The organism is Herbaspirillum huttiense, from assembly GCF_004367745.1.
GTDB lineage: Bacteria > Pseudomonadota > Gammaproteobacteria > Burkholderiales > Burkholderiaceae_D > Herbaspirillum > Herbaspirillum huttiense.
On sequence record NZ_CP037993.1, the window covers coordinates 4,561,887 to 4,585,501 of the forward strand.

25 protein-coding genes are annotated in these 23,615 nt (G+C 55.1%); 9 read left to right on the forward strand and 16 right to left on the reverse strand.

The annotated features are described in order from the left end of the window. Positions 1-344: 344 nt before the first annotated feature. Complete coding sequence (locus E2K99_RS20350) at positions 345-683, forward strand: hypothetical protein (RefSeq protein ID WP_134223363.1); 339 nt, start codon at positions 345-347, stop codon at positions 681-683. A gap of 582 nt (positions 684-1,265) precedes the next feature. Here the strand turns inward: E2K99_RS20350 and E2K99_RS20355 are convergent. Both E2K99_RS20355 and E2K99_RS20360 read right to left on the reverse strand, forming a co-directional pair. Next, positions 1,266-1,502: a hypothetical protein gene (locus E2K99_RS20355; RefSeq protein ID WP_134223364.1), complete on the reverse strand. Its 237-nt coding sequence runs from the start codon at positions 1,500-1,502 to the stop codon at positions 1,266-1,268. Positions 1,503-1,580: 78 nt separating this feature from the next. Continuing rightward, positions 1,581-1,895, reverse strand: a complete 315-nt coding sequence (locus tag E2K99_RS20360) for an EexN family lipoprotein (protein ID WP_134223365.1) — start codon at positions 1,893-1,895, stop codon at positions 1,581-1,583. A 147-nt stretch (positions 1,896-2,042) separates the two neighbouring features. Here E2K99_RS20360 and E2K99_RS20365 point away from each other — a divergent pair, with 147 nt between their 5' ends. Then, entirely contained in the window at positions 2,043-2,324 is a 282-nt protein-coding gene (locus E2K99_RS20365) for a helix-turn-helix domain-containing protein (RefSeq protein WP_134223366.1), read from the forward strand. A 133-nt stretch (positions 2,325-2,457) separates the two neighbouring features. On the opposite strand, the gene E2K99_RS20370 is transcribed toward E2K99_RS20365, so the two are convergent. Next, entirely contained in the window at positions 2,458-3,207 is a 750-nt protein-coding gene (locus E2K99_RS20370) for an NYN domain-containing protein (protein ID WP_205703710.1), read from the reverse strand. 511 nt (positions 3,208-3,718) lie between these two features. On the opposite strand from E2K99_RS20370, the gene E2K99_RS20375 reads away from it, so the two are divergent. The 5 genes from E2K99_RS20375 to chrA all read left to right on the forward strand — a co-directional run bounded on the left by E2K99_RS20375 (position 3,719) and on the right by chrA (position 8,800). After that, positions 3,719-4,210, forward strand: coding sequence for a hypothetical protein (locus E2K99_RS20375; protein WP_134223367.1), 492 nt, complete (start codon positions 3,719-3,721; stop codon positions 4,208-4,210). Between the two features lie 41 nt (positions 4,211-4,251). Next, positions 4,252-5,409: a helix-turn-helix domain-containing protein gene (locus E2K99_RS20380; RefSeq protein WP_276321835.1), complete on the forward strand. Its 1,158-nt coding sequence runs from the start codon at positions 4,252-4,254 to the stop codon at positions 5,407-5,409. Between the two features lie 459 nt (positions 5,410-5,868). Further along, positions 5,869-6,123 (forward strand): type II toxin-antitoxin system Phd/YefM family antitoxin, encoded by a 255-nt coding sequence (locus tag E2K99_RS20385; RefSeq protein ID WP_134223369.1) that lies wholly within the window; start codon positions 5,869-5,871, stop codon positions 6,121-6,123. 320 nt (positions 6,124-6,443) lie between these two features. Continuing rightward, the gene (locus E2K99_RS20390; protein ID WP_134223370.1) at positions 6,444-7,400 is read left to right on the forward strand and encodes a chromate resistance protein ChrB domain-containing protein; all 957 of its coding nucleotides are present in this window, start codon (positions 6,444-6,446) and stop codon (positions 7,398-7,400) included. Beyond that, complete coding sequence (gene chrA / locus E2K99_RS20395) at positions 7,400-8,800, forward strand: chromate efflux transporter (RefSeq protein ID WP_240733775.1); 1,401 nt, start codon at positions 7,400-7,402, stop codon at positions 8,798-8,800. Before E2K99_RS20390 ends, chrA begins: the two co-directional genes overlap by 1 nt. Positions 8,801-8,979: 179 nt before the next feature. Here chrA and E2K99_RS20400 read toward each other — a convergent pair. Then, positions 8,980-10,091, reverse strand: a protein-coding gene (locus E2K99_RS20400; protein WP_134223372.1) for an IS3 family transposase whose coding sequence is annotated in 2 segments (ribosomal slippage) — positions 8,980-9,830 and positions 9,830-10,091 — 1,113 coding nt in all. Because the reading frame shifts where the segments join, the coding sequence is not laid out codon by codon here. 87 nt (positions 10,092-10,178) lie between these two features. Between E2K99_RS20400 and E2K99_RS26230 the strand changes: the two genes are divergently transcribed. Continuing rightward, entirely contained in the window at positions 10,179-10,316 is a 138-nt protein-coding gene (locus E2K99_RS26230) for a helix-turn-helix domain-containing protein (protein WP_134223373.1), read from the forward strand. Here the strand turns inward: E2K99_RS26230 and E2K99_RS20410 are convergent. The 3 genes from E2K99_RS20410 to E2K99_RS20420 all read right to left on the reverse strand — a co-directional run bounded on the left by E2K99_RS20410 (position 10,277) and on the right by E2K99_RS20420 (position 12,553). Next, entirely contained in the window at positions 10,277-11,077 is an 801-nt protein-coding gene (locus tag E2K99_RS20410) for a phosphoethanolamine transferase domain-containing protein (protein WP_240733928.1), read from the reverse strand. The two genes, E2K99_RS26230 and E2K99_RS20410, sit on opposite strands and share 40 nt — an antisense overlap. 115 nt (positions 11,078-11,192) lie before the next feature. Further along, positions 11,193-11,861: a transmembrane anchor protein gene (locus tag E2K99_RS20415; RefSeq protein ID WP_088754001.1), complete on the reverse strand. Its 669-nt coding sequence runs from the start codon at positions 11,859-11,861 to the stop codon at positions 11,193-11,195. 11 nt (positions 11,862-11,872) lie between these two features. Then, entirely contained in the window at positions 11,873-12,553 is a 681-nt protein-coding gene (locus E2K99_RS20420) for a HupE/UreJ family protein (protein WP_240733929.1), read from the reverse strand. A 273-nt stretch (positions 12,554-12,826) separates the two neighbouring features. On the opposite strand from E2K99_RS20420, the gene E2K99_RS20425 reads away from it, so the two are divergent. Next, positions 12,827-13,075 (forward strand): hypothetical protein, encoded by a 249-nt coding sequence (locus E2K99_RS20425; protein ID WP_166675091.1) that lies wholly within the window; start codon positions 12,827-12,829, stop codon positions 13,073-13,075. A 67-nt stretch (positions 13,076-13,142) separates the two neighbouring features. On the opposite strand, the gene E2K99_RS20430 is transcribed toward E2K99_RS20425, so the two are convergent. From E2K99_RS20430 to E2K99_RS20470, 9 genes are all read right to left on the reverse strand, one after another. Then, positions 13,143-13,676 carry a hypothetical protein gene (locus E2K99_RS20430; protein ID WP_134223376.1) on the reverse strand — a complete coding sequence of 178 codons (534 nt, stop codon included), beginning with the start codon at positions 13,674-13,676 and terminating at the stop codon, positions 13,143-13,145. Between the two features lie 2 nt (positions 13,677-13,678). After that, positions 13,679-14,581, reverse strand: coding sequence for a hypothetical protein (locus E2K99_RS20435; protein WP_141106956.1), 903 nt, complete (start codon positions 14,579-14,581; stop codon positions 13,679-13,681). A gap of 101 nt (positions 14,582-14,682) precedes the next feature. Beyond that, positions 14,683-15,924 (reverse strand): TolC family protein, encoded by a 1,242-nt coding sequence (locus tag E2K99_RS20440; protein ID WP_088754005.1) that lies wholly within the window; start codon positions 15,922-15,924, stop codon positions 14,683-14,685. After that, positions 15,921-16,223, reverse strand: coding sequence for a DUF3240 family protein (locus tag E2K99_RS20445; RefSeq protein WP_088754006.1), 303 nt, complete (start codon positions 16,221-16,223; stop codon positions 15,921-15,923). Before E2K99_RS20445 ends, E2K99_RS20440 begins: the two co-directional genes overlap by 4 nt. Then, positions 16,216-19,311 carry an efflux RND transporter permease subunit gene (locus tag E2K99_RS20450; RefSeq protein WP_134223377.1) on the reverse strand — a complete coding sequence of 1,032 codons (3,096 nt, stop codon included), beginning with the start codon at positions 19,309-19,311 and terminating at the stop codon, positions 16,216-16,218. Before E2K99_RS20450 ends, E2K99_RS20445 begins: the two co-directional genes overlap by 8 nt. Next, positions 19,311-20,426 carry an efflux RND transporter periplasmic adaptor subunit gene (locus E2K99_RS20455; protein ID WP_088754008.1) on the reverse strand — a complete coding sequence of 372 codons (1,116 nt, stop codon included), beginning with the start codon at positions 20,424-20,426 and terminating at the stop codon, positions 19,311-19,313. Before E2K99_RS20455 ends, E2K99_RS20450 begins: the two co-directional genes overlap by 1 nt. A gap of 179 nt (positions 20,427-20,605) precedes the next feature. Further along, positions 20,606-20,965, reverse strand: coding sequence for a hypothetical protein (locus E2K99_RS20460; RefSeq protein WP_134223378.1), 360 nt, complete (start codon positions 20,963-20,965; stop codon positions 20,606-20,608). Positions 20,966-21,156: 191 nt separating this feature from the next. Further along, positions 21,157-22,461, reverse strand: coding sequence for an MFS transporter (locus E2K99_RS20465; RefSeq protein ID WP_134223379.1), 1,305 nt, complete (start codon positions 22,459-22,461; stop codon positions 21,157-21,159). 13 nt (positions 22,462-22,474) lie between these two features. Next, on the reverse strand, positions 22,475-23,608 hold the full coding sequence (locus E2K99_RS20470; RefSeq protein ID WP_134223380.1) for a nickel/cobalt efflux protein RcnA: 1,134 nt from the start codon (positions 23,606-23,608) through the stop codon (positions 22,475-22,477). Positions 23,609-23,615 lie beyond the last annotated feature (7 nt).

A 23,615-nucleotide genomic window follows, 5' to 3' on the forward strand; every position in this document is an offset into this window, starting at 1 on the left:
TGCACCAACCAAGCAAACTGCAGCTTTAGTAAAAATTCCCAGTAGTCGATTGACGCTGTGTAAAGATATGAAGCGGCGGTCTTCTTTACACTTTTCCACCTGCCACATTGGTGACCCATTCACTGTACTGACCGAAGTACGTTTTGGCGACGGAGTCTGTCTCTTTTTTTCTTAGTATTCGATTGAACGTCCGTCCTACCCGCGGTTTTAATTAAGCTGGTTCTTCGTTCATTGTAAGTTTTTCTCGTAAGAAACGAATACTCAACTTTTCCCACTAGGTTTCTACATGGAGGTCCGCCACATCACCCTCACCATTGCAGATCCGAAATAATAGAGGATCAAAAATGGCTCCGAACAACACCGTTTTCCCAGTAGAAGCAGGAAAAGTCAGACTTTTAGCGGCCCGGCATGTTCTGCCCGCGTTCTTTCTCTTGGCTCAGAATCATTATCAGCGTAGAGACATATCGGCTGTCGACCTAGCTCTCTTTATTCAAGAGTACTCGCATGACGCGATGACAGATTTACTGATGTCTCCTTGCTTTAACTCCCAAGATGTCATTGACGAAGCACTTTTCATTGCAAAATGCGTTGGTCCAGAAAATCTACCGATTTTATCGACTCATCTGGAGACAGTGGATATTGAGGTGATTAAACAAGACGCATTAAAACTGTTCGTCTGGTGATGCCAGTTTCCGCGAAGATTCCTGAGTCGCCAAGGCCTCCCAATAGCAGGCCGACAGCTCCTCCGCGAAAGAATTCTGAAGTGCCGAGATGTTGAATTGCACTGAACACTGACGTACTTTCCCTGGAGATTTTCATCGTAAGTTGCCCCGTGTTTAGTCCACAATCCTGCTTACGACAGCGAGCAGGAGAACGGAGTAATGGAGTGATAGACGAGGCCTACTCGGAATCATTCGCCGCTGGTACATCAGAGACCAAATCTCCATTAGAGAAATCGCCCGCAGATTGGACATTTCCCGAAACATGGTTCGATGCAGCATTCAATCAGAAGAATCGAGCCCTCCTACTTCAACAGGCAATCAGCGAGTTCGCTAGACGAATTCGCGCCTCGACTATCAGCTTGGCTCGGCGCTGAGGCAGTTAAATCGCACAAGCAAAGACGAACTCTGAAACAAATGTTCCTAGATCTATGGGAGCTGGCTATGAAGGGCCGTATAACCGCGTGGCAGCCTTCCGCAGGCAGTGGAGGGGGACAAGATGGAGAGGGGCAATTCTGCGAACCAATCAACAGAGAAGCAACACAATTAGGAGAAATAGTGCCGAAGATCGCTTGATTGTGTGTCCTTGATCGCTTTTGCCCACTCCGCAAATTGTTCCAGAGCTTCGGCATCTGCAATCGGCTCAGTGCTTTTTTTCGGGCGCACTGCCCGCCAGTAGACAATCAGGCGTCCATCGAGATCCATATTGATGGACTGAACTGTCCGGGTGATGCCGCCATTACCGATGTAAGTCGAACGGGGCCTGATATCGCTTTGATCCATACTATCCTTACTGTCGCCAGATCTTGATGTACCGTGTCCGTACAGAATGTTCGTCACTGACGACTTACGTCTTCCCGCTTACTGATACTTCTTCGCCTCTTCGCGCATGCGTCGCTGATAATCAGAGTATTTGCTGTCCGAGCGAGCCTGCGCCGCATTCCGACAGTTGATTCCCTGGGCTGTCTCTTCCCAGGCCAACCGTTCAGACGGCGACATTCTGCTCAGCTCCCCTTGCTCGATGGTCTTGCATTTGCCGGCTACTAGTTCGGCCTCTTCAACATGCTGACTGAAAAAGCTCAATGATTTGGGTTCGTCTGAAGGCGGTTTTTCACATCCACCCAAGACGAGGCCACATAGTGCGACCATGATCGACAGCGTGTTTCCCTGAAACATACGAGTAAAACCCCTTGGTAACGCCCTCCTCTGGCCTCGTGGCGTCGGCCGCCAGCCAGAGCGACGACAGCAATGCGCTCTATAGTACGAATACAAAACAAATTATAAACGCGAAATTCTGTCTTTTGACAGAATTAAAGGCGGACGGTGGAGCTGAAGTATCGAAAAGCCCTAGGCAGAGCCGTGCGTCGCCTGAGAAATCAGGCGTCATTGACGCAAGAGGAACTGGCTTTTGAAGCTGGGTTAGAAAGGAGCTATGTGAGCCTGGTCGAGCTGGCGCAAAAAGATCCCTCCTTCACAACGCTGCAGAAAATTGCTGGCGCCTTGAATTTTTCCATGCTGGAGCTTTTTCAAATCTACGAGGAAGAACTTAAATCGACTGACAAGGAATTGCCCCCTCGGCGCGGGCGTCCTGTGCCTAGAAAATAGAGCAAAACGTCTGCACCAAGCAGCTGACGTTGACCCGCTACCACTGAGGTCTTTTCTATTCTCAAGGTGGCCTCTACTTTCCGACATGAACAAGCAAAGATGAAGGAGAGAGTGGATGCTGAAAGAGATCGCATCAGAACGCGGTAGGTTCTTCTGGAGCAAACCAGTGAGCAGGTTTAAAGATAGGTTTTTTCTTCGTGGCGATCATATCTGGGAGCTGCGCCTCTTGCAGTTGCTGATCACTCAAAGAACCAATAACCCAATCGGCAATATTGGAGAGCGACCCACTTGCCCGCCTAGGACCTCCCCCGGCGCTCGACCGGATGGGCATAACAACGCCTCTTACAATTTTCGGGAAATGGTTCTTGATAGCTTGTAGCGCAGGCTCGGCATCGCTATCGTTTGAAACTAGGATGAGACGGTCGTAATGTCCGGTCATCGCATCAGCAAACATGTTGATCGCCAAATTGACGTCCGTCTGCTTTTCCTCGAGCTTCCACACTCTGACACGGCGGTGGCGGTCATAGGGCTGCCCCTCAACAAACTCAGGCAGCAATGTTCCACTTCTGTCGAACGAATGCTTTCCGTAGATAGGTTTATAACGTTCCCCGTAAAGCACCTGCAACGCACGATGGTAACTAGACTGGGCGATGACAGAAGCCTCGCGATTTGTCGCAAAGTTGGCCAACGCATGAGCGGTAAAAACCTTAACCTGGGTGAGCTCTTCATTCTGGTCTCTGTCAGCCAGAATTTTCTCGAATAGCTTAACGACATCAAGCCACTTGTAGGAAGTGCCCCTTAATCTGCCGTAATAGAGGTTGTAGCCGTCAACATAGACGACCGTGCGTATACGCTTTGTTTTTGTGGGTAGGGCGTGTTCCACAATTGTCCCCAGATGTGAAAAAGCCGCCCATAAGAGCGGCTCTTTCGTTCCAAGTGGGGGGCCAATTTAATGACGCCACAAGGAATGAGTGGTAAAGCAATTCTCGCACAAATGTAACGGGTTCGTCAATTGCGCCTCTTTCACGGTGTCCTGCCAAGTGCTTGCTAGGCGATTGTTAGCTTGTAAAACGACATCTGTGCTGGAGCAACGCTTCACTCGAATAAAAATAATTTCCCCTAGGGAATTTCTGCATTTGGGCTCGCCACCAATTCAAAACGAAAGAAAATTGATATAAAATCCGGTTAGCGGAAAGTCGTGGTGTTTTGTTGTTGTTCTTCTAATTTGAGGAGTTGGCATCGTGCGAGACGTTCTTCTGTCGTATCTAGCAGGTCGTATCCCCCATGAATTCGTGAAGCAGTTGCCTGAGTCCTTGGAGGCAGCATACTTTGATGCACATCGGAACGCAGAGCAAAGATGCGCGGTACCTGAGCGCGTCCGAGTACGAGGGCAATTGCGCCATTATTACCAAAACGGCGCGCTCCGTGAATTGGCTGAGCGGTTCGGGATTGATGCGACAGCGCCTCATACTAAGCCTAAGGGGGAGCGATATACACGCCTTGTATTTGAGGACATCGTTTTGGGACGTACGGGTGTGCGCTTCGCAAATAAGATGCCGGCACCGGCGAAGCACCGTAAGGCTATAGCCGCACTGAATGAGCGTTTCGAGCCATATACGCCGGATTTATTTGAGGCACCACAACGGCATGTCAATGATGGGCTTGGTGTACTGCTGGTGACAGTCCATCCGGGCAAGGAACAAGATCAGTCCGTCCCTAGTCATTTTGTTGTGGGAGTCCCGTATACTAATCTCAAAGGGTGGCATATGTTTGAGCCACTGGCAGCGCTGCTCGCGGCTTATGAGCCTGCACAGCAGCTGGAAACAAAGGACATTGCGTACCCGACATTGAAGAAGATGTTGCGGGACGCCGAAGGCGGAAATTAAGGAAAATGAGAAGCGGAGTATCAAGCTTTCAACCAGAGCGAATGCTACAGGCAAGGGAAGCCCGAGGGCTGACTCAAGCTGCAATCGCTGTGATGACAGGCAAATCACCATCAACGGTCTCGAAATGGGAGAACGGTAGCCAGACGCCAGAATTACCGGCACTCGCTGCTTTGGCTCAATCGTTGGGGGTACCTGAACAGTTTCTGCTCAGACCAATGCCTGAGATGGGCGCATCTCCCTATTTCTTCAGAAGTAATCAAGCCATCACGAAAGAAGCCCAATCTATCGCGCGACGTCGCCTGGAGTGGCTCAACGAGATGTCTATTGCACTGCAAGATTGGGTTGATTGGCCGGTGATTACTGTGCCACGTTTAGGCACTGGAGATTACCGAAAGCTGAACGACAGCGATATCGAGGACTTTGCTGCAGAATGCCGACGCCAGTGGCAATTGGGTAACGGTCCCATTGAAAATGTCGCCTTGGTTCTTGAAAATGCCGGCGTGATCTGTGTTCGGGAGTCACTTGGCTATGACCGGATGGATGGTGTTTCTAAATGGTTTGCAACTGACTCCCGCCCTTATGTTTTTTTGGCGGCAGACAAAGCAAATGGTATCCGTAGCCGGTTCGATGCAGCCCATGAGCTAGGGCATTTGGTTATGCATTGGGATGTCGCCACTATCGACTATGTGCGGCAACCAGAATTGGAGCGCCAAGCACACTTATTCGCGGCCGCCTTTTTACTTCCTAGTGAAACCTTTGCAGCTGAAGTATCTTCCCCCTCGCTTGATACGTTCTTGGCCTTGAAGTCCCGCTGGAAGGTATCAATCGCCGCAATGATTATGCGCTGCAAGCAATTGGGCATCATTGATGACGCCTATGCAGTACGGCTCTGGAAGAATTATTCGGCTAGAGGGTGGCGCCGTGGCGAACCCATGGACGATGTGTTCCCAGTTGAACATATGCGATTGATTCCTAGGGCTATTAGCTTGATCGTTGAGTCCACTCAGATGAGCCGATTGGCTTTGCTTGATCGACTCGGGTTGTTTGGCGGGGACACCGCAAGTTTATGCTCGCTTCCCGAGGGGTATTTTGATGCGCCGGCTCAGCTAACGAGATTGGAACCGCGTGTGCGTGGTCTTGAGGGGGCAGCCATGGTTAATGGAACTGCCACGGTCTTGAGTTTTCCGCCTCGGCGATAGTTGAGGCTTATCAGTGGCCAAATGCATTAAGGTCACAATCTTTTCGTCGCAGAGTCGAATTTCTCGTGGAAAGACTGTGACCTTTGTTATTTCTCGCGGCTGTGGGCGCTCGACCCTCTATAGAGCCACTCAATTCCCTTTTAATTGATCCGCAATGCACTTAGGTTGCCCGGCATCGGTTTCGCAGCCGGCTTGGTGCTGCATCGAATGCATGTCCTAAAGAAAACAGCCCACCGAAGTGGGCCGTTTCAAATATCGTTTGTCTTGTGGGGGAGGCAACCACCGTACGGCTTTGCCCGCTTGTCCTCAAGCGCACGAAGCAAGTATATCACCGCTTTTTTGTTTGAGAGCTATGCTGAAGGAAGGTCAAATACCCGAGCAATTTCCCGAAGTGGCAAGGGGCATGATCGGCGGCATCAATGTTCCGTTCTAAGCAGATCAGCATTAAAGGAGTTTGCAATGGCAATTACTTCCTTATCCAAAGAAGAGTTTTCCCAGGATGTGCATAAGGCGATGAGTGCGACCGCGAACGGTTCTGTCGTCATTGCTGATCGTGGCACACCAACACATGTATTGCTCAGTTACGCCGATTATCAACGCTTACTCGCGCAGAAGCGCAGCATTGCCAGCAGCCTGGCCATGCCCGGCGATTCTGATGTCGAATTCGAGGCTCCGCGCATCAATCTTGGTGTTCGCCCGGCAGACTTCACGTGACCCTAGTTGGGCAAGGATCGAATCTACTATTCACCTAGCAGGACTTTAGGCCGGCAGCTGAATGGTTCCAGAATTTCACGCCGGCAGGTGGATGGTTGCATTGCATGAAATTGCAGAGCCAAATTGGGCAGAAACAGACTTCCGAAATTAGTGAAATAAGCCATACGAATGTGGGCTTATTGATTTTTCAAGCATCCCTCTAAACCAGTCGGTGCAAGTCAACCGCTATCGCGGATAACAACGTCTCGCTTCATTTGCGCAGAAACAACTACGCCAAAATTAATATTGTATCTAACTCTACATAATGTAGAGTTAGATACATGAACACTTCACCAACTAGTTGGCACCTCCTGATTGCCAGCCTTCCTAGCACTGGCGCTACTGCCCGCATGCGGCTTTGGCGTGCCATCAAGGCCCTAGGTTGCTCGTCTCTTCGTGATGGTGCCTATCTCCTCCCTGAGCGCCCCGGACACGCCAAAACACTGGCGGAATTGGCCAAACAAACCAACATCGAGGGAGGCGAAGCCTGGCTTGTGACAGTGTTGCCATGTAGTGAGGAGGATGAGCAAGCCTTCTTGGCGCGGTTTGACCGCACCAAAGAGCACAGCGATTTTTTGACGCTGCTCGTGGAGGCAAAGAAAGAACTGTCATCGCGAACGCCAGCAGATATAGCCAAAACCCTCAAAAAACTGGCCAAAGAAAGAGAAGCCATTCAGAAAATCGACTTCTTCCCCAACGAAGCCACCTTGGACGCAAATGCTGCCTGGGGCGACTTCGTGGAAAAAGCCAATGCAATCTTGTCTCCAGCCGAACCCCAACCGCAAGCACGGGATCTTCAGGTGCTGAACACGCAGGAATATCAAGGGCGTACCTGGGCGACCCGACGCCACCTATGGGTAGACCGTGTGGCCAGCGCTTGGCTTATCCGGCGCTTCATCGACCCCGCGGCTCAATTCCTCTGGCTGGACAGCCCGGCAGACTGCCCGGCCGATGCACTGGGCTTCGACTTCAACGACGCTACGTTCACGCATGTCGGCGACAAGGTGACCTTTGAGGTGCTGGTCGCCAGCTTCCAGTTGCCCTCTACTCCGGGAATAGAGCGGCTGTCCGCTCTTGTTCACGCGCTCGATGCCGGCGGCGAGGCGCCACCGGAAGCGGCGGGCTTCGAGGCAATTCTCACTGGTGCGCGCGCTCGTCTGGCTGACGATGACGCCTTTCTGGCGGAAGTCGGAGCCATTCTGGATTCGCTTCTTGCTCACTACAACAAGGACACATGATGAATCATCCTCAGAAAACTAGCGAGGCGGCTACCTACGAACGCCATGGCGTTTCGTTTCGCGAAGCATTCTGGGTATGGGTTCGCGTAGCCGCGTTAAGCTTCGGTGGCCCTGCGGGCCAAATCGCCGTCATGCACCGAATACTCGTTGAGGAGAAGCGTTGGATCAGCGAAACGCGCTTTCTTCATGCGCTGAACTACTGCACCCTCGTGCCGGGGCCTGAGGCGCACAAGTTAGCGGTGTACATTGGTTGGTTACTGCACCGAACCCGCGGCGGGCTTGTCGCCGGCCTGTTATTCATCTTCCCTGGTCTGATTGCACTGGGCGTGCTCAGCTGGATCTACGCGACGTACGGGAATGTCGGTTACGTACAAGCCTTTTTCTTCGGGCTCAAAGCAGCGGTTCTCGCCGTCGTGTTGGAAGCCGTTCTCAGAGTGGGCCGCCGTGCGTTGAAATCGCAACTCATGGTGGCAGTAGCTGCGCTCTCGTTCGTCGCGATATTCATTTTTTCCGTGCCGTTTCCTCTGCTGATCATCGCCGCAACGCTCATTGGCTTAACCGGCAATTGGATGGGGAAAATTGTGCCGCGTAGTGCCGCAAGCAACGGAGCAGCAGACCAAGATGACGCGCCACCCGCAGCAATTGATGCGGCGTTCGCCATTGAAATTCCAGAACATGTCCGGCCATCGCACTCTCGAACGATTAAAGTCAGCGTAATTGGTCTGCTGCTCTGGTTAGGACCATTGTTTGTATTTCTATGGACGATAGGCCCCGATAGCGTCTTCACGCATATCACGACCTTTTTCAGTAAGATGGCCGTCCTGACCTTCGGTGGTGCCTACGCCATTCTGTCATATGTCGCCCAACAAGCCGTTGATCACTATCACTGGCTCGCGCCAGGAGAAATGATGGCGGGACTCGGCATGGCTGAGACGACACCTGGCCCATTGATCAGCGTGGTTCAATTCGTGGGCTTCATGGCGGCCTTCCGTCAGCCGGGAACGCTTGATCCTGTGCTTGCGGGAACGCTGGGAGGAGTCCTGGCGAAATGGGCGACCTTTGCTCCGTCGTTCCTGTTTATCTTTATCGGGGCTCCCTACGTTGAGGCCGTACGCAACAACAAGGCGCTGAGTGCTGTGCTCTCCACGATCATGGCCGCCGTCGTAGGTGTCATCTTAAATCTGGCGGTCTGGTTTGCCCTCCATACCTTGTTTGGCGAGATAAACGTTGTGCACGTATGGGGAATGGTCCTTCAAGTTCCTGTGCTATCCAGTCTTGATCTCTGGTCGCTAGTGCTATCGGGCGCGGCTATTCTGGCGTTATTCCGATTTCATCTCGGTATGATGACTACGTTGGCCGGGTGCTGCTTGGCCGGTATTGCAATACATATTCTTACATGACCCTAAGGATGTGCGGCCATTTCAGCCTTTCTCCGTGAAGTGAAACCGAGGATGGCTGCTTTCGACTCTTCGGTTCCAAAGAAAAAGCCCGCTTAATGAACTGCACCCCGAAAGTTGGACACCGATCCAACTTTTGGGGTGTTTTTCTGACCTGCCCTCGGAAGTTGGACAGTTTAGAACTAGAGATGAGCCGCCTCTTTGGGTTTCACTGACCACTTTTGGACGAACTCACTTGGGGTCAGATGGCCAAGCGAGCCATGGGGACGATGATAGTTGTAGTCGTACTGCCAAGCCTGCATTTTTTCTCGAAGGTCATAGAGTGTGATGAATTCGTGCACGTTAAGGAATTCATCACGCAGCCGGCCATTGAATGACTCGATGAGGCCATTATCGGTCGGCTTGCCAGGTCGCGTGTAGTCGAGTTTCACACCGTGCCGATACGCCCAGTCGTCCAAGGCGCGGGAGGTGAACTCGGTCCCATTATCCACGGTGATGGATTTGGGCCATCCGCGAAGGGCCGCAGACCGATCCAACGCCTGGCCAACTGCACGGCCGGTCTGCTGGAAGTTGGCCTCCAGGCATACACTCTCGCGACTCCATTGATCGATGACGGTCAGGATTCGAAAGCGGCGGCCGTCAAGCATTTGATCATGAACGAAATCCATGCTCCAGTGCTGATTCGGTCCGGTGGGTACCGGCGGCTTTCCGCGCAGCAGGGCGATGCGCTTGCGGCGTTTGACCTTCATCCGCAGCTGCAGTCCCTCCAGGCTATAGAGTCGATAGACGCGTTTCTTACCCACTTCCCAGCCTTCGCGACGCAGCATGACCAGCACTCGTCGGTAGCCAAATCGAGGACGGCTCATGGCAATATCTCGGATGCGCTGGCGTAGCGCGCTTTGATCTCGTGCGTGGCTCTTCTCGTACCATGTTGAACGCTGCAGCAACGCCAGCGCGCAGGAACGCCGTACACTTATCTGGAAACGCTCTTGCATCCAGGCCGCCAGCTCGCGCCGTTTGGCAGCCTTCAGACTTTTTTTCGCACCACCTCTTGCAGGATCTGCTTGTCCAGCGTCAGGTCGGCGACGATACGTCGCAGGCGCGCATTCTCGTCTTCGAGTTGCTTGAGCTTGCGCAGCTCGCTTACGCCAAAATCAGCGTACTTCTTCTTCCATGTGTAGAAGGTTGCTTCCGACACCCCAAGCTGCCGACAGACGTCGACCACCGGCGTGCCACCCTCAGCCAATCGCAATGCATAGGCGATTTGCTCTTCGGTAAATCTCGAACGTTTCATGGCTACTCCTTGCCCGTTTCGGGGCGTTGAGAAGCAACCTTACCTCTAGTTTTGACCTGTACGGATATTCCGGGGGCAGGTCATTTCATGGCGAAGTACGACACGAAGTTTAAATATGAAGTGGTCAAGCGCTGCTTGAAGGGCGGCAGAAGCGCCAGGGCGGCGGGTAAAGAATTCGGAATTGATCACGCAACTGTGCACCGCTGGGTGCAGAGGTATCCATAGAGCGAGAAATTTTGCGCACGTGCAGACTCACCTATCACCAGGACGACCAGCTTCGGCTTACCTCCGCTCCCACTCGCTTCTGCCGACGGCAACAAGCGGCGTTCAGGCGGTGCCATGCCAGCCGCGAGATAGCGGCCGCCGTTGATCAGATAGGACCAGGGCATCACCAAGGCTCCCAACTGTTTGGCGTGCCTGTCGATCCATAACCAAGTCGGCGAAACAGCGTAGAGCCAGCCGACCGCACACAGGCAGACGAACAACGGAACCGCCACACGTCCGAACGCACAGACCGGGCGGATCCTGGTTCGGTGCAGTAGCCAGCATGGAAAGATGCCCAAAATCGCCACGTAGATCAGTACCATTGGGTGAAACAGTGCCAGTGCTTCGGCGGCATCGGTGTTGAAGACGTTGCCCATCATGGTCTTGTCCAGCACGATGCCGTAGGTCACCGAAAAATACAGGGCGATCGCGTTGGAAATGGCCATGACCATGAACAATGGCTTGATCGTGCGCACAGAAATAGCGGCTAACGCACCGGCAATGGCGGCGGTCAAGCAGAACACAAACACAAACAGCGTTAATAAGGTCCACAGTGCATTGGCCGACGGCATGTCTAAGTTGTCGATGCCAAACAGGTAGAGCGGTACGTGGTAGACAAGTGCATTGACCAATGAACACGTCATGATCATGGCCGTGCTGCCAAGGCGCCAAGGCTTACGCCTCGACAGCGGCATCAGCGCGCGACTTTTTTTACGAAACATGGTGACCACGAAGTTCCCAGGAAAAGAAGCATGGCGCACCGGCAATTTGCTACGGGCTGGGCCATACAGATAATTACTCTGCTGGGACAGAACAAAGCCTGTCCCAGCAAGTCGCTTACAACACCTTCTTGAGCGATTGATACTCGCCGTTGGTCTTGATGGTCACGGTCACGTCGCTGGTCCCACGATTGCGCCAGAACCAACCATGGTTGCCGTCGAACGCTGCGACCAGTTCACCCGCGTCGCTGCCTACCTGACGCCCCTTGCCGTAGCCGTGGTAGCCGCCAGGTGCTCCGGCAACCGGGTCGCCGTGCGTATCGTGATTGACCAGGCCGCCGTTGACTTTCCAGCTATAGGTGACCTTGGCCCCCTTGTTCATTGCCATCTTCACCTCGCTGCCTTGACCGGGCTTCAGGGTTACGGTCATCTCGTCGGAGCGCATGCCTGCTGCAGACTTGGCAGTGGAAGCTACGGGGGTTTCTACGGGCGCGGGTGCCTGGACGACAGCTGGTACAGGCACAACCGGCGCCGGGACCGGCGCAGTCTGCTTTTGTGCGTCGGCAAGCTTGTCTGCCGCTGCCTCCGCTGCGAGGGAGGTCTTGATCTTGCCCATTTCCGTCAAACCGAGGCGTGCTCCTACGCCAGTGGGGTCAATGCCATATTCGGCAGGAAGGACAACGGCGACCAGCAGGGCCGCAGCCACGGCAACGGCGATGGTGGTCGAACGCAAGAGTTGCTGGGAGCTGGGGAGCTCGGCACGTTTTGGAAGATCAGAGTTGTACATTTTGGTATCCTTTAGTTGGCGAAATAACCAGTCAGTTGATAGCCGATCAACATGAAGCCGGCGGTCATCATGGCGACATTGGCGGTGTAAGCGTGGCGGAAGAAACTGGACGTACGACGCCAGTAGGTCATAACGATCAGGATGGACGCGAGTGCCAACAGTTGGCCGACTTCCACACCGATGTTGAAAGCAAGAAGATTGGGAATGAGTCCATCTCGCGAGATCTCGTATTCCTGGACCTTGGTGGCCAGACCGAATCCGTGGAACAGACCAAATATCAGGGTCGCCACTTTGGTGTTTGGCTGGAAGCCAAACCAACGCTGGAAGGCACCTACGTTGTCCAGCGCCTTATAGACCACCGACAAGCCGATGATGGCGTCAATCAGATAGCCGTCAATGCTGGTTCCGAAATACACACCCGCCAGCATCGTGGTCGAGTGGCCGACGGCAAACAGGCTGACGTACAGACCGATATCCTTGGCTTTGTAAAGGAAGAAGATGACGCCAAACAAGAATAGGATGTGGTCATAACCGGTAAACATGTGCTTCGCTCCCAAGTAGAGGAAGGACATGAAATGCACGCCGGTAATTTCCTGGATATAGCCCTTGTCGCCTTCGGCGATGCCGTGCGCGAGCGCCACACCGGTAGCCAACGCATATAGCGCACATAAGAGGAAAGCAGCAAGGACAATCCGGACGAAACGATGGCTTCTTCCGGATATTGATCGACGAGGCGAGACTACGCCTGCCGAGTGAGGCGATAAGAACACGAATTTCTCCTTTTCAGACAGTGAGCGGCCACCGTCCGGTGGCCGGACAAATCAAACTACCAAAGGAGCTTTGGGAGGGCGTTCTAGTGGGAGTGGAGCCCGTGATCCCTGCGGAACCAAGGGCGCCATCTCCCAGAAAGGAGAGAAGGAAAAAGCTGCTACCCTCGCGGACGGCGGCAACGGGACATCGTGGCTGTGATCGGCTGGATCGTGCTGATGCGAATGTTCAGCGCCAACCTCATGCCCGGTCTCCAGCATTCCATAGTCATCGCCTGCCTCAACGTGCATGGCCGCGTCGACGACACTCGAGCCTCCTGGCAGCGTGAGCTCATGGGAGCTCGACGCAGCACCGACCAGCTGCAATCCCAGCATGCAGCACAGCACCAGTACAGCTACCAGGCGGTCAACAAAGGAGAAAAGCGCTTTGATCAATGGTTTGTATAGCTCGGTTGAACGGGAATTTCAGGTCTGCGCAAGTCTGGGCCTGCTCCGCAGCAGATCGGTCTGTATTTCAGAGCGGCGCGACCATCTCCAGACGGTGAATCTTCATTTTCATCTCGCTGCGTTCCAGGAACTTTGTTTCCGGGGATACGGAAAAAAAGCTTTCCGTCAGCTGGTATTGAATATGAGTGTCCTGACTGCCACGTACGCTGATCTGACGATCCTGAACATTCTCGGTCGCTATTGTGACCACGTGCTCCCCTCCGCCGATCTTCACTCGGGCAAAGGTCATCGGGCCCAATTCGGCGACCTGCTTGCCATCCACAAACACGCGTGATGCCACGCTGCGTTGTTGGGCATACGGCCGCGCAACATAGAGATAGGAATACCCCGCCTCAGCAGGGCTCATCATCTTGGCATCACTGCTAACGACAGCATCCGCACGGGAAACGGCAACACATTGTGCCGACTGCTGCAATATGACGCAGGGCTGTCGATTGCTTGCAGTCGAAGAACAGGCTACGCTCGCGAGACAAGCTCCCGTAATCAACAGATAATTCCTCAATCGGATCAAGACCCGACAATCAACATTCATTGTGAGCATTTTCACATCTCCTTCCTGCTAAATAGATAAACCGCAGAACCCAATTCAGGCGGAATCAGCATACCGGCCAACTCCGGAGCTTCCGTCATCTCGAAGTTCTCTTGCTCAGCATAGGCAGCCCAGTTGCCGCTGGCCACTTGATATTTGCTTCCGATCATGACGTAGAGTTGCACGCTGGAGGCCCGAAATATTTGGCGCTCGAAAGGATTTCCCGCCGGCGGCCACGAACACACCACCACCTCCGGCGCATACCTCGCAACGGCAGATGCGGCATCACACTTCAGTACGTCGGCCGGATACCTTATCCGGTGACTCCAGCTGTAGTCATCTGTGGCCGTCACCATCACTCCACATTGCGTGAGGAAACGAGCCAGAGTGCCATCTCCTGCTCCTACTTCGAGCGCCTTTCTCTGGCCGATTAGCGTTGCAAGAGCGCCAACGAATTCGCGACTGTAAAAACAGTAAATTCCTCGGGACGATACCAGCGGCATCAGGAGCTCTCTCTGGCCCAGCAAGGGCCAAACCAACCTGAACAGCCGCAGACTTACCATCTTGCGTTGCAGCCCACCGGAGAACAGTAGCCGCTGGGCAAGCCAGCCATTCCACCATCTGAAGCGCGCCTTTCCTCCTGTACTTCCACTGGCCAGCGACAAACTGTAGCCTTTCACGGCCAAGCAAATCATCTGGTATCGAACTTGCCCATATGCCGCTTGCTGCATGGCTTTTTCCATCGTCTCTTGCCGAAAGCCCTTGCGCTGCCGCGGCCACTCCGGCGGCTTTTCCGTCAACCGCTTCAAATCTTCGGGACTACCTGTCTTGATCACATCATCCAACTGGCGCTGGGCAATTTCCCATTGCTCCGGAAACTCCTCGCAGAGCTCCGTCAGTTTGGGCCTGGTCGCCAACCAACGGGCGATATCCTGTGGCGTCCTCATCATCTATAGACGTGAACATCCCTGCCTGGCCGCCTGCCAAGCATTCCGCCGATCAACAGGCGGCGTTCAGGTCAGTTCTGTTCTAGCCCCCAGATAAGATGGGAGTCGATCAATAGCTGGTAGTAGCTTTTGATCGCCGACGTCTTAGCTGCCAAAGCGCCTTGCTGGGCTGCAGCGGCTTGGCGCTGGGTAAGCAGCAAGCCTTGCAGATCACCTTCACCCAACGAATAGGCCCGTTGCATCAAGCGCGCGTTTTCACGCATGGAGTTCGCGCTCTCCTCGGCCAGTTGCATGCCGTCATAGCTGCTTTGCACGGTGACGATCGATGAATCGATTTCGGCGCCGATCTGCCTCCGGATCGCCTCCAGCTCCTGGCGCTTGGCTTCGGCCATGTGTGTCGCCTGAATGGCGCGCTCGCTTCGCGATCCGCTCGGGATGGGGATGCTGATCGATACGCCAATGAGTCGCTCCCTGCCACGCGCCTCGGATCCGCTAAAGACTCCAAAGGTCGGATCTGGCGTTCGTTCGGCCCTGCTGCGCTGGGCCTGCGCATCGGCACTGCGCCATGCGGCCTCGGCTGCCTTGAGCCGATCGCTTTGTTCACGGATGCGAACTTGCAGGTAGCCGGAATCCTGAGTCAGCGCGGAGATATTGGGGAAGCTGGCAAGCTGGCCATCAAAACCCGGGAAGCGGCTATGCAGCTGCGTCCATGCCAATGAAGCACCGAGCTTGGCCTCGTTGGCCTGCCGACGCTGCTCAGCCAGATCGGATTGCGCCAGGCTCACATCGAGCTTGGCGGCGTCGCCTGCCTTTGCACGCTTTTGCACGGCAGCCAGATTGTCGACTGCAAATTGCTGCATGCTCTTGCTGAGCTCATAGTTGGCATTTGCCTGCAACCATGCCAGCCATAGGCCGAGCAGGTCGCGCGCAGCCTCGTGCATGGCTTCGCCGTACCGCGCCTCCGCTTCGTCTACTGTCGCCTGGCCGAGCTTGCGGTCTGCCGCTGCCTTGGCGGGCAGCCGGATGGTGCGCTCCAGTGCGACGTTCCACTCGTTTGAGTTGGCCTCGTTCTCAATACGACGACGCTGACCGGTGGCACGCGCCGTCCATTCGTACGGTGAGGCATCGAGAATGTTGGATTCCCGACGCGCTGCATCCAGCGTGGCTCGGGCCCCGGCCACTGAAGGATCCTGCTCCAGCAAGGGACGAGCGATCGGCGCCGGGATAGGACCGTCCAGCATGCCTGGGGCACTCTGGGCTTGCGCCCACAACGGTAGCAGGAGCGCCGCCAATAAGGTGAGATGAAGTTTCATGCAAATTCCCCTTGCTCAGACACGGCAGTCACCCAATAGCGCAACCCCGAGCGAGAAAATGTATTTTTTAAATTGGAGAGCAAATTGTCTTTGGCTTGCTCGCTACACAAGATCTGAACTTGGGTCATGACTGCACGACCCAGTACCTGTTCGGATGCAGATAAGCGTTCCCGCGCGACACCGTGGGCTGCCACGGTCGCGCTGGTGAATACTGCGACGTCAGGTGTGACGAGCAGAGAATCCAGCAATTGCTCTTCGATATTGCGCGGGCACAGAATGGTGATAATGGAATCAGACATGCTTGATCTCCTGGCCGGATTCCTTGTCGGCGCCGGCGAACTTCAGATAGAGAATGGGTAACAGCATCAGGGTCAATGCAGTTGCGGTGATTAAGCCGCCAATGACCACGATGGCGAGTGGGCGCTGGATCTCGGATCCGGGGCCGGTTGCGAACAGCAGTGGAATCAGACCGAATGCCGTGATGGACGCGGTCATCATCACCGGCCGCAGACGCCGCTTGGCGCCTGTGACCACAACTTCGCGCAGCGGCATTCCCTCATGTCGCAACTGATTGAAATAGCCCACCAGGACGACGCCGTTGAGCACCGTAATGCCGAGCAAAGCGATGAAGCCCACCGACGCAGGGACGGACAGATACTCACCGGTCAGCCACAAGGCCACGATACCGCCCACCAGTGCGAACGGAATGATGCTGAGAATCAGCAGTGCCTGTCTGATCGATCCAAAGGTGGCAAACAGCAGCACGAAGATCAATCCCAGCGCAATCGGCACCACTACGCCCAGACGGGCTGCAGCACGCTGCTGGTTTTCGAACTGGCCACCCCAGCTCATGCGATATCCGGTCGGCAATTTCAGCTGCTCCGCCACTTTGGTTTGCGCTTCCTGCACGAAGCCCACCAGGTCACGACCACTAACGTTGGCGATCACGACGCTGTACCGGCTACCCATTTCGCGGTCGATTTTGACCGGCCCTGCCGCGCGTTCCAAATTCGCGATACTGGAGAGGGGCACTGTCGTACCGTCTTTTCCTGTAATACGAACTGCGGAGAACTCTGCAGGGGACAAGCGCACCGATTCGGCAGCGCGAACCAAGATGGGAGTGCGACGATTGCCTTCGATCACGGTTCCTGCCTGCTGGCCCTCTATCTGTACCCGCAGCGCATCTTGAACATCTTCCACCGAGAGACCCAGACGACCAGCCTGCATGCGGTCGACCACTACCCGCATGTATTGCACGCCATCGTTCTGGACGGTATAGACGTCTTGATTGCCTGCGACGGTCTTGAGCACCTGCTCAACCTGGGTCGCGTATGAATTGAGCTGATCGAGGTCAGGCCCGAAGATCTTGACTGCGATGTCGCCACGTACGCCGATAATCATCTCGGACACGCGCATTTCGATAGGCTGAGTGAAACTGTAAGAGATGCCCGGCAAGGTATCTAATACCTTACGAACTTCTGCCAGCAACTCGTCCTTTGTCTTCATACGCCACTCGCTCTGCGGCTTGAGCAACAGATAAGTGTCCGTCTGATTTAAACCCATTGGATCCAGACCAATCTCGTCGGAGCCGGCGCGTGCAACCACGCCCTTTACCTCAGGGATCTCCTTCATCAGTGCCTGATGAATCTTCAGGTCAATCGCAGCGCTCTCTTCCAGGCTGACGGAAGGAAGCTTTTCGATACCTACGATCAGGCTACCTTCGTCCATGGTCGGCATGAATGTCTTGCCAACCTGCGTATAAAGCACACCTGCCAGAGCCAGCATCAGCACGGCACCGATCGACACCACACGTTGTCGCCTGAGCACCCAATCAAGCAAAGGGGAATATGCCTGCAGTAACTTGCGCGGCAGCCATGGTTCTTCATGGCTGACATTCTTGATGAGATATGAAGCGATGACGGGAATGACAGTGAAAGAAAGTAGGAGGGATCCAGCCAGCGCGAAAACGATCGCCATTGCCACCGGCGCGAAGAACTTGCCTTCCAGATCCTGCAAAGTCAGCAAGGGCAGGAACACAGTGATGATGATCAGAATCCCCGATGTCACCGGCACCGCAACTTCCTTTACCGCGCGATAAACGATGTGCAGTCTTGGAAGCTTTCCGTCACTCTTATCGTCCGCCAGCCGTTGAACGATATTTTCAGTCACGACCACGGCAGCATCCACCAACATACCGATCGCAATCGTCAAGCCTCCCAGGCTCATGAGGTTGGCCGACATGTCGAAGCTGCGCATGAGAATGAAGGTACTCAGGGCGGCGAGCGGCAATACCAATGCAACGGTCACTGCTGCCCGAATATTGCCGAGGAACAGCCCAAGCAGCACCAGAACCAGAATGGTCGCTTCCAGCAGTGCGCGCGATACCGCACCCACAGCCTTCTCAACCAACGAGGCTCGGTCATAGAAGACGTCTAGCGTCACGCCTTTTGGCAATGTCGGTTGAATCTCTTCGAGCTTCTTTTTGACCCCTTCGACCACCTTTTGCGCATTGGCGCCGGCCAGCCCCAGCACCAGGCCCTGTACGGCTTCGCCTTGCCCGCTCTTGGTCACCACACCATTACGTGTCAGCGTACCGATGCGAACTTCGGCCAACGAGCCGACGCGCACCGGAGAACGATCCTTGACAGTGACGACAACCGAGCGCAGATCGTCCAGATTCTGAATACTGCCTTCAGTTCTCACCAGCAAAACCTCGCCGCCTTCGGACAGGCGCCCGGCACCGTCATTCATGTTATTGCTGCGCAGTGCGTCTTTCAATTGCGCCATGGTGACGCCCGCGCTTGCGAGTTTGAGTGGATCGGGAATGATCTCGAACGAACGAACCATGCCTCCCAGCGAATTCACATCCGCCACACCTGGGACCGTACGCAATGCAGGACGGATTACCCAATCGAGCAGGCTGCGCTTATCTGCCAAGCTCATCCCATCTGCCTCAATGGTGAACATGAACATTTCACCCAATGGCGTCGTCACCGGTGCCATACCGCCGCTGATCCCCTGCGGGAGCAGCTCAGTGATCCCTGCGAGACGTTCATTGACTTGTTGGCGTGCCCAGTAGCGGTCGGTTCCATCTTCGAAATCGATAGTGACGTCGACCAAGCCGTACTTTGTCACCGAACGCAAGATTTTGGTCTTGGGAATGCCGAGCATTTCCACTTCAATCGGCACGGCAATACGGCTCTCGACCTCTTCGGGGGTCATGCCAGGTGCTTTCATGATCACCTTCACCTGGGTACTCGACACATCCGGGAATGCATCGATTGGCAGCTGGGTGAACGCAAACCATCCGGCTCCGGCAAGCATCAGGGCTCCGAGCAGCACAAACAGCCGCTGGGACAAGGAGAACTGGATAAGTCGGGCGAGCATTATTTCCCTCCCTTGTCATCCAGCCACGCACCCTTCAGGGCGACGATACCGCTGGTGGCAATCTGCTCATTGGCTTGCAGTTCACCCTGGATGCGCAGACGCTGTGCAGCGCTAGCCTGCACCTTGACCGGACGAGCGTCGAAGCCCTTTGCGGTACGCACGAAGACAACTGCATAGTCTCCGTCATGCGCAACGGCGGACAGCGGGACGTCCCAGCTGCCGGCGGCCTTCTCAGGCATCAGTTCCATGGTCACGAACTGGCCAGGCAACAATGCGCCTTTGCCGCCTTCGAGAGAGGCGCGCAAAGTTACGCTCTGGCTACCTGCGGCTACACCTGCGCCGACACTAAGGAGTTTGCCCTTGGCATCGATACCTTTGACCTTGACCGGTGTCCCTGCACGCCAATTGGCGGCATCCGAGACAGGAATCTGGATATCGGCGGTCAAGACATCAGCCTGCGTCAGACGCATCAGTGGGGTGCTGGCATCAACACGCTGTCCGAGTTTGGCTTCGATATCGGTCACAATGCCGCCCTTGGCAGCACGCAGGACGAAGCCATCCTCTACCTTGCCGGCTGTACCCAGCCCCTTTTGCCCCCCATCCGTAACACCGGCCATGCGCAGAGCAGCCTTGGCTTGGAACAGCGCTGCTTCACTCTCGCGCAATGCGGCTTGCGATTCTTGAACTCGACGCTGGGCAATGATTCCTTCGTCAAAAAGCGCCTTCTCGCGCTGAGCGTTTTGCGCAGCCAGGCTGTACTTCGAATTCGCCGTCATCAGCTGCATCTGCAGCTGGCTGAAGTCCGGACTCATGACGCGTAACAACGGAGCGCCTTGCTTTACCGTTTCGTTGTGACGTACGAGGATCTGCGAGACCATGCCGGCCAATGGAGAACTGATGATTTGTTCGCGATCCGGTGGAACAGTGATCTGTGCGGGATACTGCACGGCGACCGCTTCGGATTGCTGATCGAGCGACACGAGCTGAATGCCAAGCGCCTTGATCTGTTGATCAGAGACAGGGAAAGATTTTGGCCTGTCGGCAGCGTGGGCCGCCAATGCCTGGGAGATGAGAATAGCCAGAGCAAGTCGCCCGACGAAAGCACGTGTTTTCATATTGATGTCCTGAGCACCGCCCGTCCGGGCGGCACAAGGCAGCCCAGAGGCGGACGGATTAATTCACAGCGAGAAATGTTGAGACGCGATGCGGCGATGGCCGGGTCAACAAAGAGCGATCTCGCCAGACGAGTCAGTCCATGTCGCCAGGATCACTGACGCAAAAAATAGCGAAGGAATCAGATCGACGAGCGTCGAGGAGGCTTAAATGGCGCGGGGAATACCGACTCCGGAACCCGGAAAGCCAGTAGTGAAAAAATCAGGATGGTGGCCAACGCCAATACCTGCGGCGCCGCCGTCACGGAGGCGGGCAGCGGTTGGACGTGATCCGAGGCATGCAGCAACTGATGTTCAGCGCCTGTAGGCATGTCGTGGTCATCGTCGTCGGCATGATGATCCGTCGCGGAAACCAGTTCTCCATGCAGGGCATGATCCAGCTCATGATGAATCCATTGCGTGCGCATCTGAGCAATACCGATGTTCGCGATGAAAATCGCGAGCATCAGTAAGGCGACACGTTGGCAAATGGTTCTTGTCATGAAATCAGGTAACGCACATATTAGGTACTAGGTTTTTCAAATTATCCGTTAGCGGCAAACAGCTTTCAATCACCATAACGGCCAGAAAATACCCTCAATTCAGTCCATCAGGACATATTGCAGCGAAAAATATATGCCGAAGCATAGCACCAGCACAGTGGCAATATAAGCCAGGGTTTTCCTGAACCATTTCATGGACGTGGCCAGTGACGATGATAGTCATCAATAACGTAATGATGGCGATGACGCTTTCCGCCACCGGCCAGATGCTCATGCCCGTCATCCAAGTCGGCATGCACATGCTCCACCTGCTCTGGATCATCTTTGGGCCACAGTTTCGCGGCAGCAATAACAGCCACCAAAGCAATCACACCGAGCACGGCGAACGTCGCCGGCAGGCCGATACGGGCGCCGATCCAACCCGCGACCGGATAGGTAATTAGCCAGCAAGCATGCGACAGTGCGAACTGCGCGGCGAACAAGGACGGACGGTCTTCAGCGGACGAGGAGCGACGTAATAGCCTCCCTGATGGAGTTTGAGTCAGAGAGTACCCAATCCCCAGCAGCACCCAAAGCACCAGCAACCAAGCATACGAACCCACTGCACTGCCCGCGAAGAGGCCGATGACCAACGCCGACGCGCCGGACAGCATTGCTGTGCGATCAGGAATGCTCTTGAGCAAGCCAGGCAAGATGAAGGCAGCAGCCATCGAACCACCGCCGAAAGCGGCAAGCGCCCAAGCAGTTTGCGTTTGTGTCAGCCCGAATTTGGCCTGAACGTACACCACAGTATTGACAATCACCATGGCGCTTGCCGCAGCGACGGCAAGATTGAGCGCCAGAAGGCCGCGCAGGCGGGGAGTGGCCAAATATGCTTGGATCCCCTTGGTCGTGCGGTAATAGATACCGCGCGGCGGTGACAGTTTTGCCTTTGGCAACACGACGGAGACCACCAGCAAAGCCGATCCGATGAAGCCGATCGACGTCCCGGCGAACAACATGTGAAAACTGATTACGCTCACCAATGCAGCCGCCAGCATCGGGCTGACCACGCTTTCCAGGTCATAGGCGAGGCGCGATAGCGACAATGCCTTGGTGTACTCCTCTTCCTCTGGCAGCACATCCGGAATGGTTGCCTGGAAGGTCGGCGTGAAAGCCGCCGACGCCGATTGCAGCACAAAGATCAGGATGTAGATCTGCCAGATTTGCGTGACGAACGGCAGTGAAATTGCCACTGCGGCGCGGACTAAATCAAGAGAGACCAGGGTGGCGCGTCGCGGTAGGCGCTCTGCAAAGGCGGAGGCAATTGGCGCCACACCGATGTAGGCGATCATCTTAATTGCCAATGCCGTGCCGAGCACCGTTCCGGCTTTGTCTCCCGCGAGGTCGAAGGCGAGCAGGCCCAATGCGACGGTGGCAAGCCCCGTGCCCACCAGCGCAATCACTTGCGCTAGGAACAGGTGTCGGTAGCTGCGGTTGCGAAATACCGAAAACATGATGCTCCCTTGTTTAAGCCGGCAGCGCGGCCCAGCCGCTGTACAACACGTATATACCGACCAGGATGATCAGCGCACTAGAGAAATACGGTGCCTTGCGCGTGAATTCGCCAAATCCTGACCAACGTTTGGAAACATGGCGGACACTGAACGCGGCTACCACACCGGACGCAACCATGGTCAAGGCCAATCCGACGCTAAAGCACAGCACCAGCCCGGCGCCCAAAGAGAATTTCTTCAGCTGCAAGCACAGCAACAGCACGGTGATCGCTGCAGGACAAGGAATCAGGCCGCCGGTCAAGCCAAACATCACGATTTGACCAGTGCTGATGTCCCGGTTCGCAAAGCGATTGCGGATGTCATTAGCATGTGCCCGCTCATGGGCGTCTTGATAGCCGCCATCGAAGACATCAAGCCCCCCATGGTCGTGACCATGTTCGTGGGCGTCACCATGAGCATGCTCTTCGTAGGTCAGATCGTAAATGTGATAATGCGCGCCATGGGCCAAGAAGACCTGAGCTTTGAACTCATGAGGCTCAGGAATCTCATCAATGGACTCCAGAAATTGGCCCTTGTCGGCAAACTTGAATGTCTGTTCGGTGCCGTCCGGACGAACAGTGCGGATTTCCACACCTGCTGCCGGCCAGGGGCGATTGCTTTTGTCGGCGAAGATGCGGAAGCGCGGCGGCACATTCTCTTCGAAGATATCGATGCGGATCTGGCCATGGCCCGTATTGACCCACTTGGTTTCATCGTGAGCGTGATGGTGATGCGCGGCATCAGCTTGTCGGCTCTGTTCCTGCGACTGTTGCCAAGTTCTGAATGCCATCCAAAGCGCGACGCCTAGAATCAGCACGCCCGATGCCATTTGAAAATAGGGCTCGGATGATTCAGCGCTCCATTGGCTGCCGAAGTACATACCAGCCAACGCCACCAACCAGACGACGGCCGTATGCGATACCGTCGCCGACAGCCCGAGCAGCACGGCTTGCGAAACAGTACCGCGAATGGCGACGATAAACGCCGCCATCATGGTCTTGGAATGGCCCGGCTCCAGCCCATGCAAGGCGCCGAGCAGAATTGCACTGGGTATGAATATCCAGAAATTGCCCGCCCCTTGCTGGAGCAGACTTGCAATGTCTGTCATATCTGCT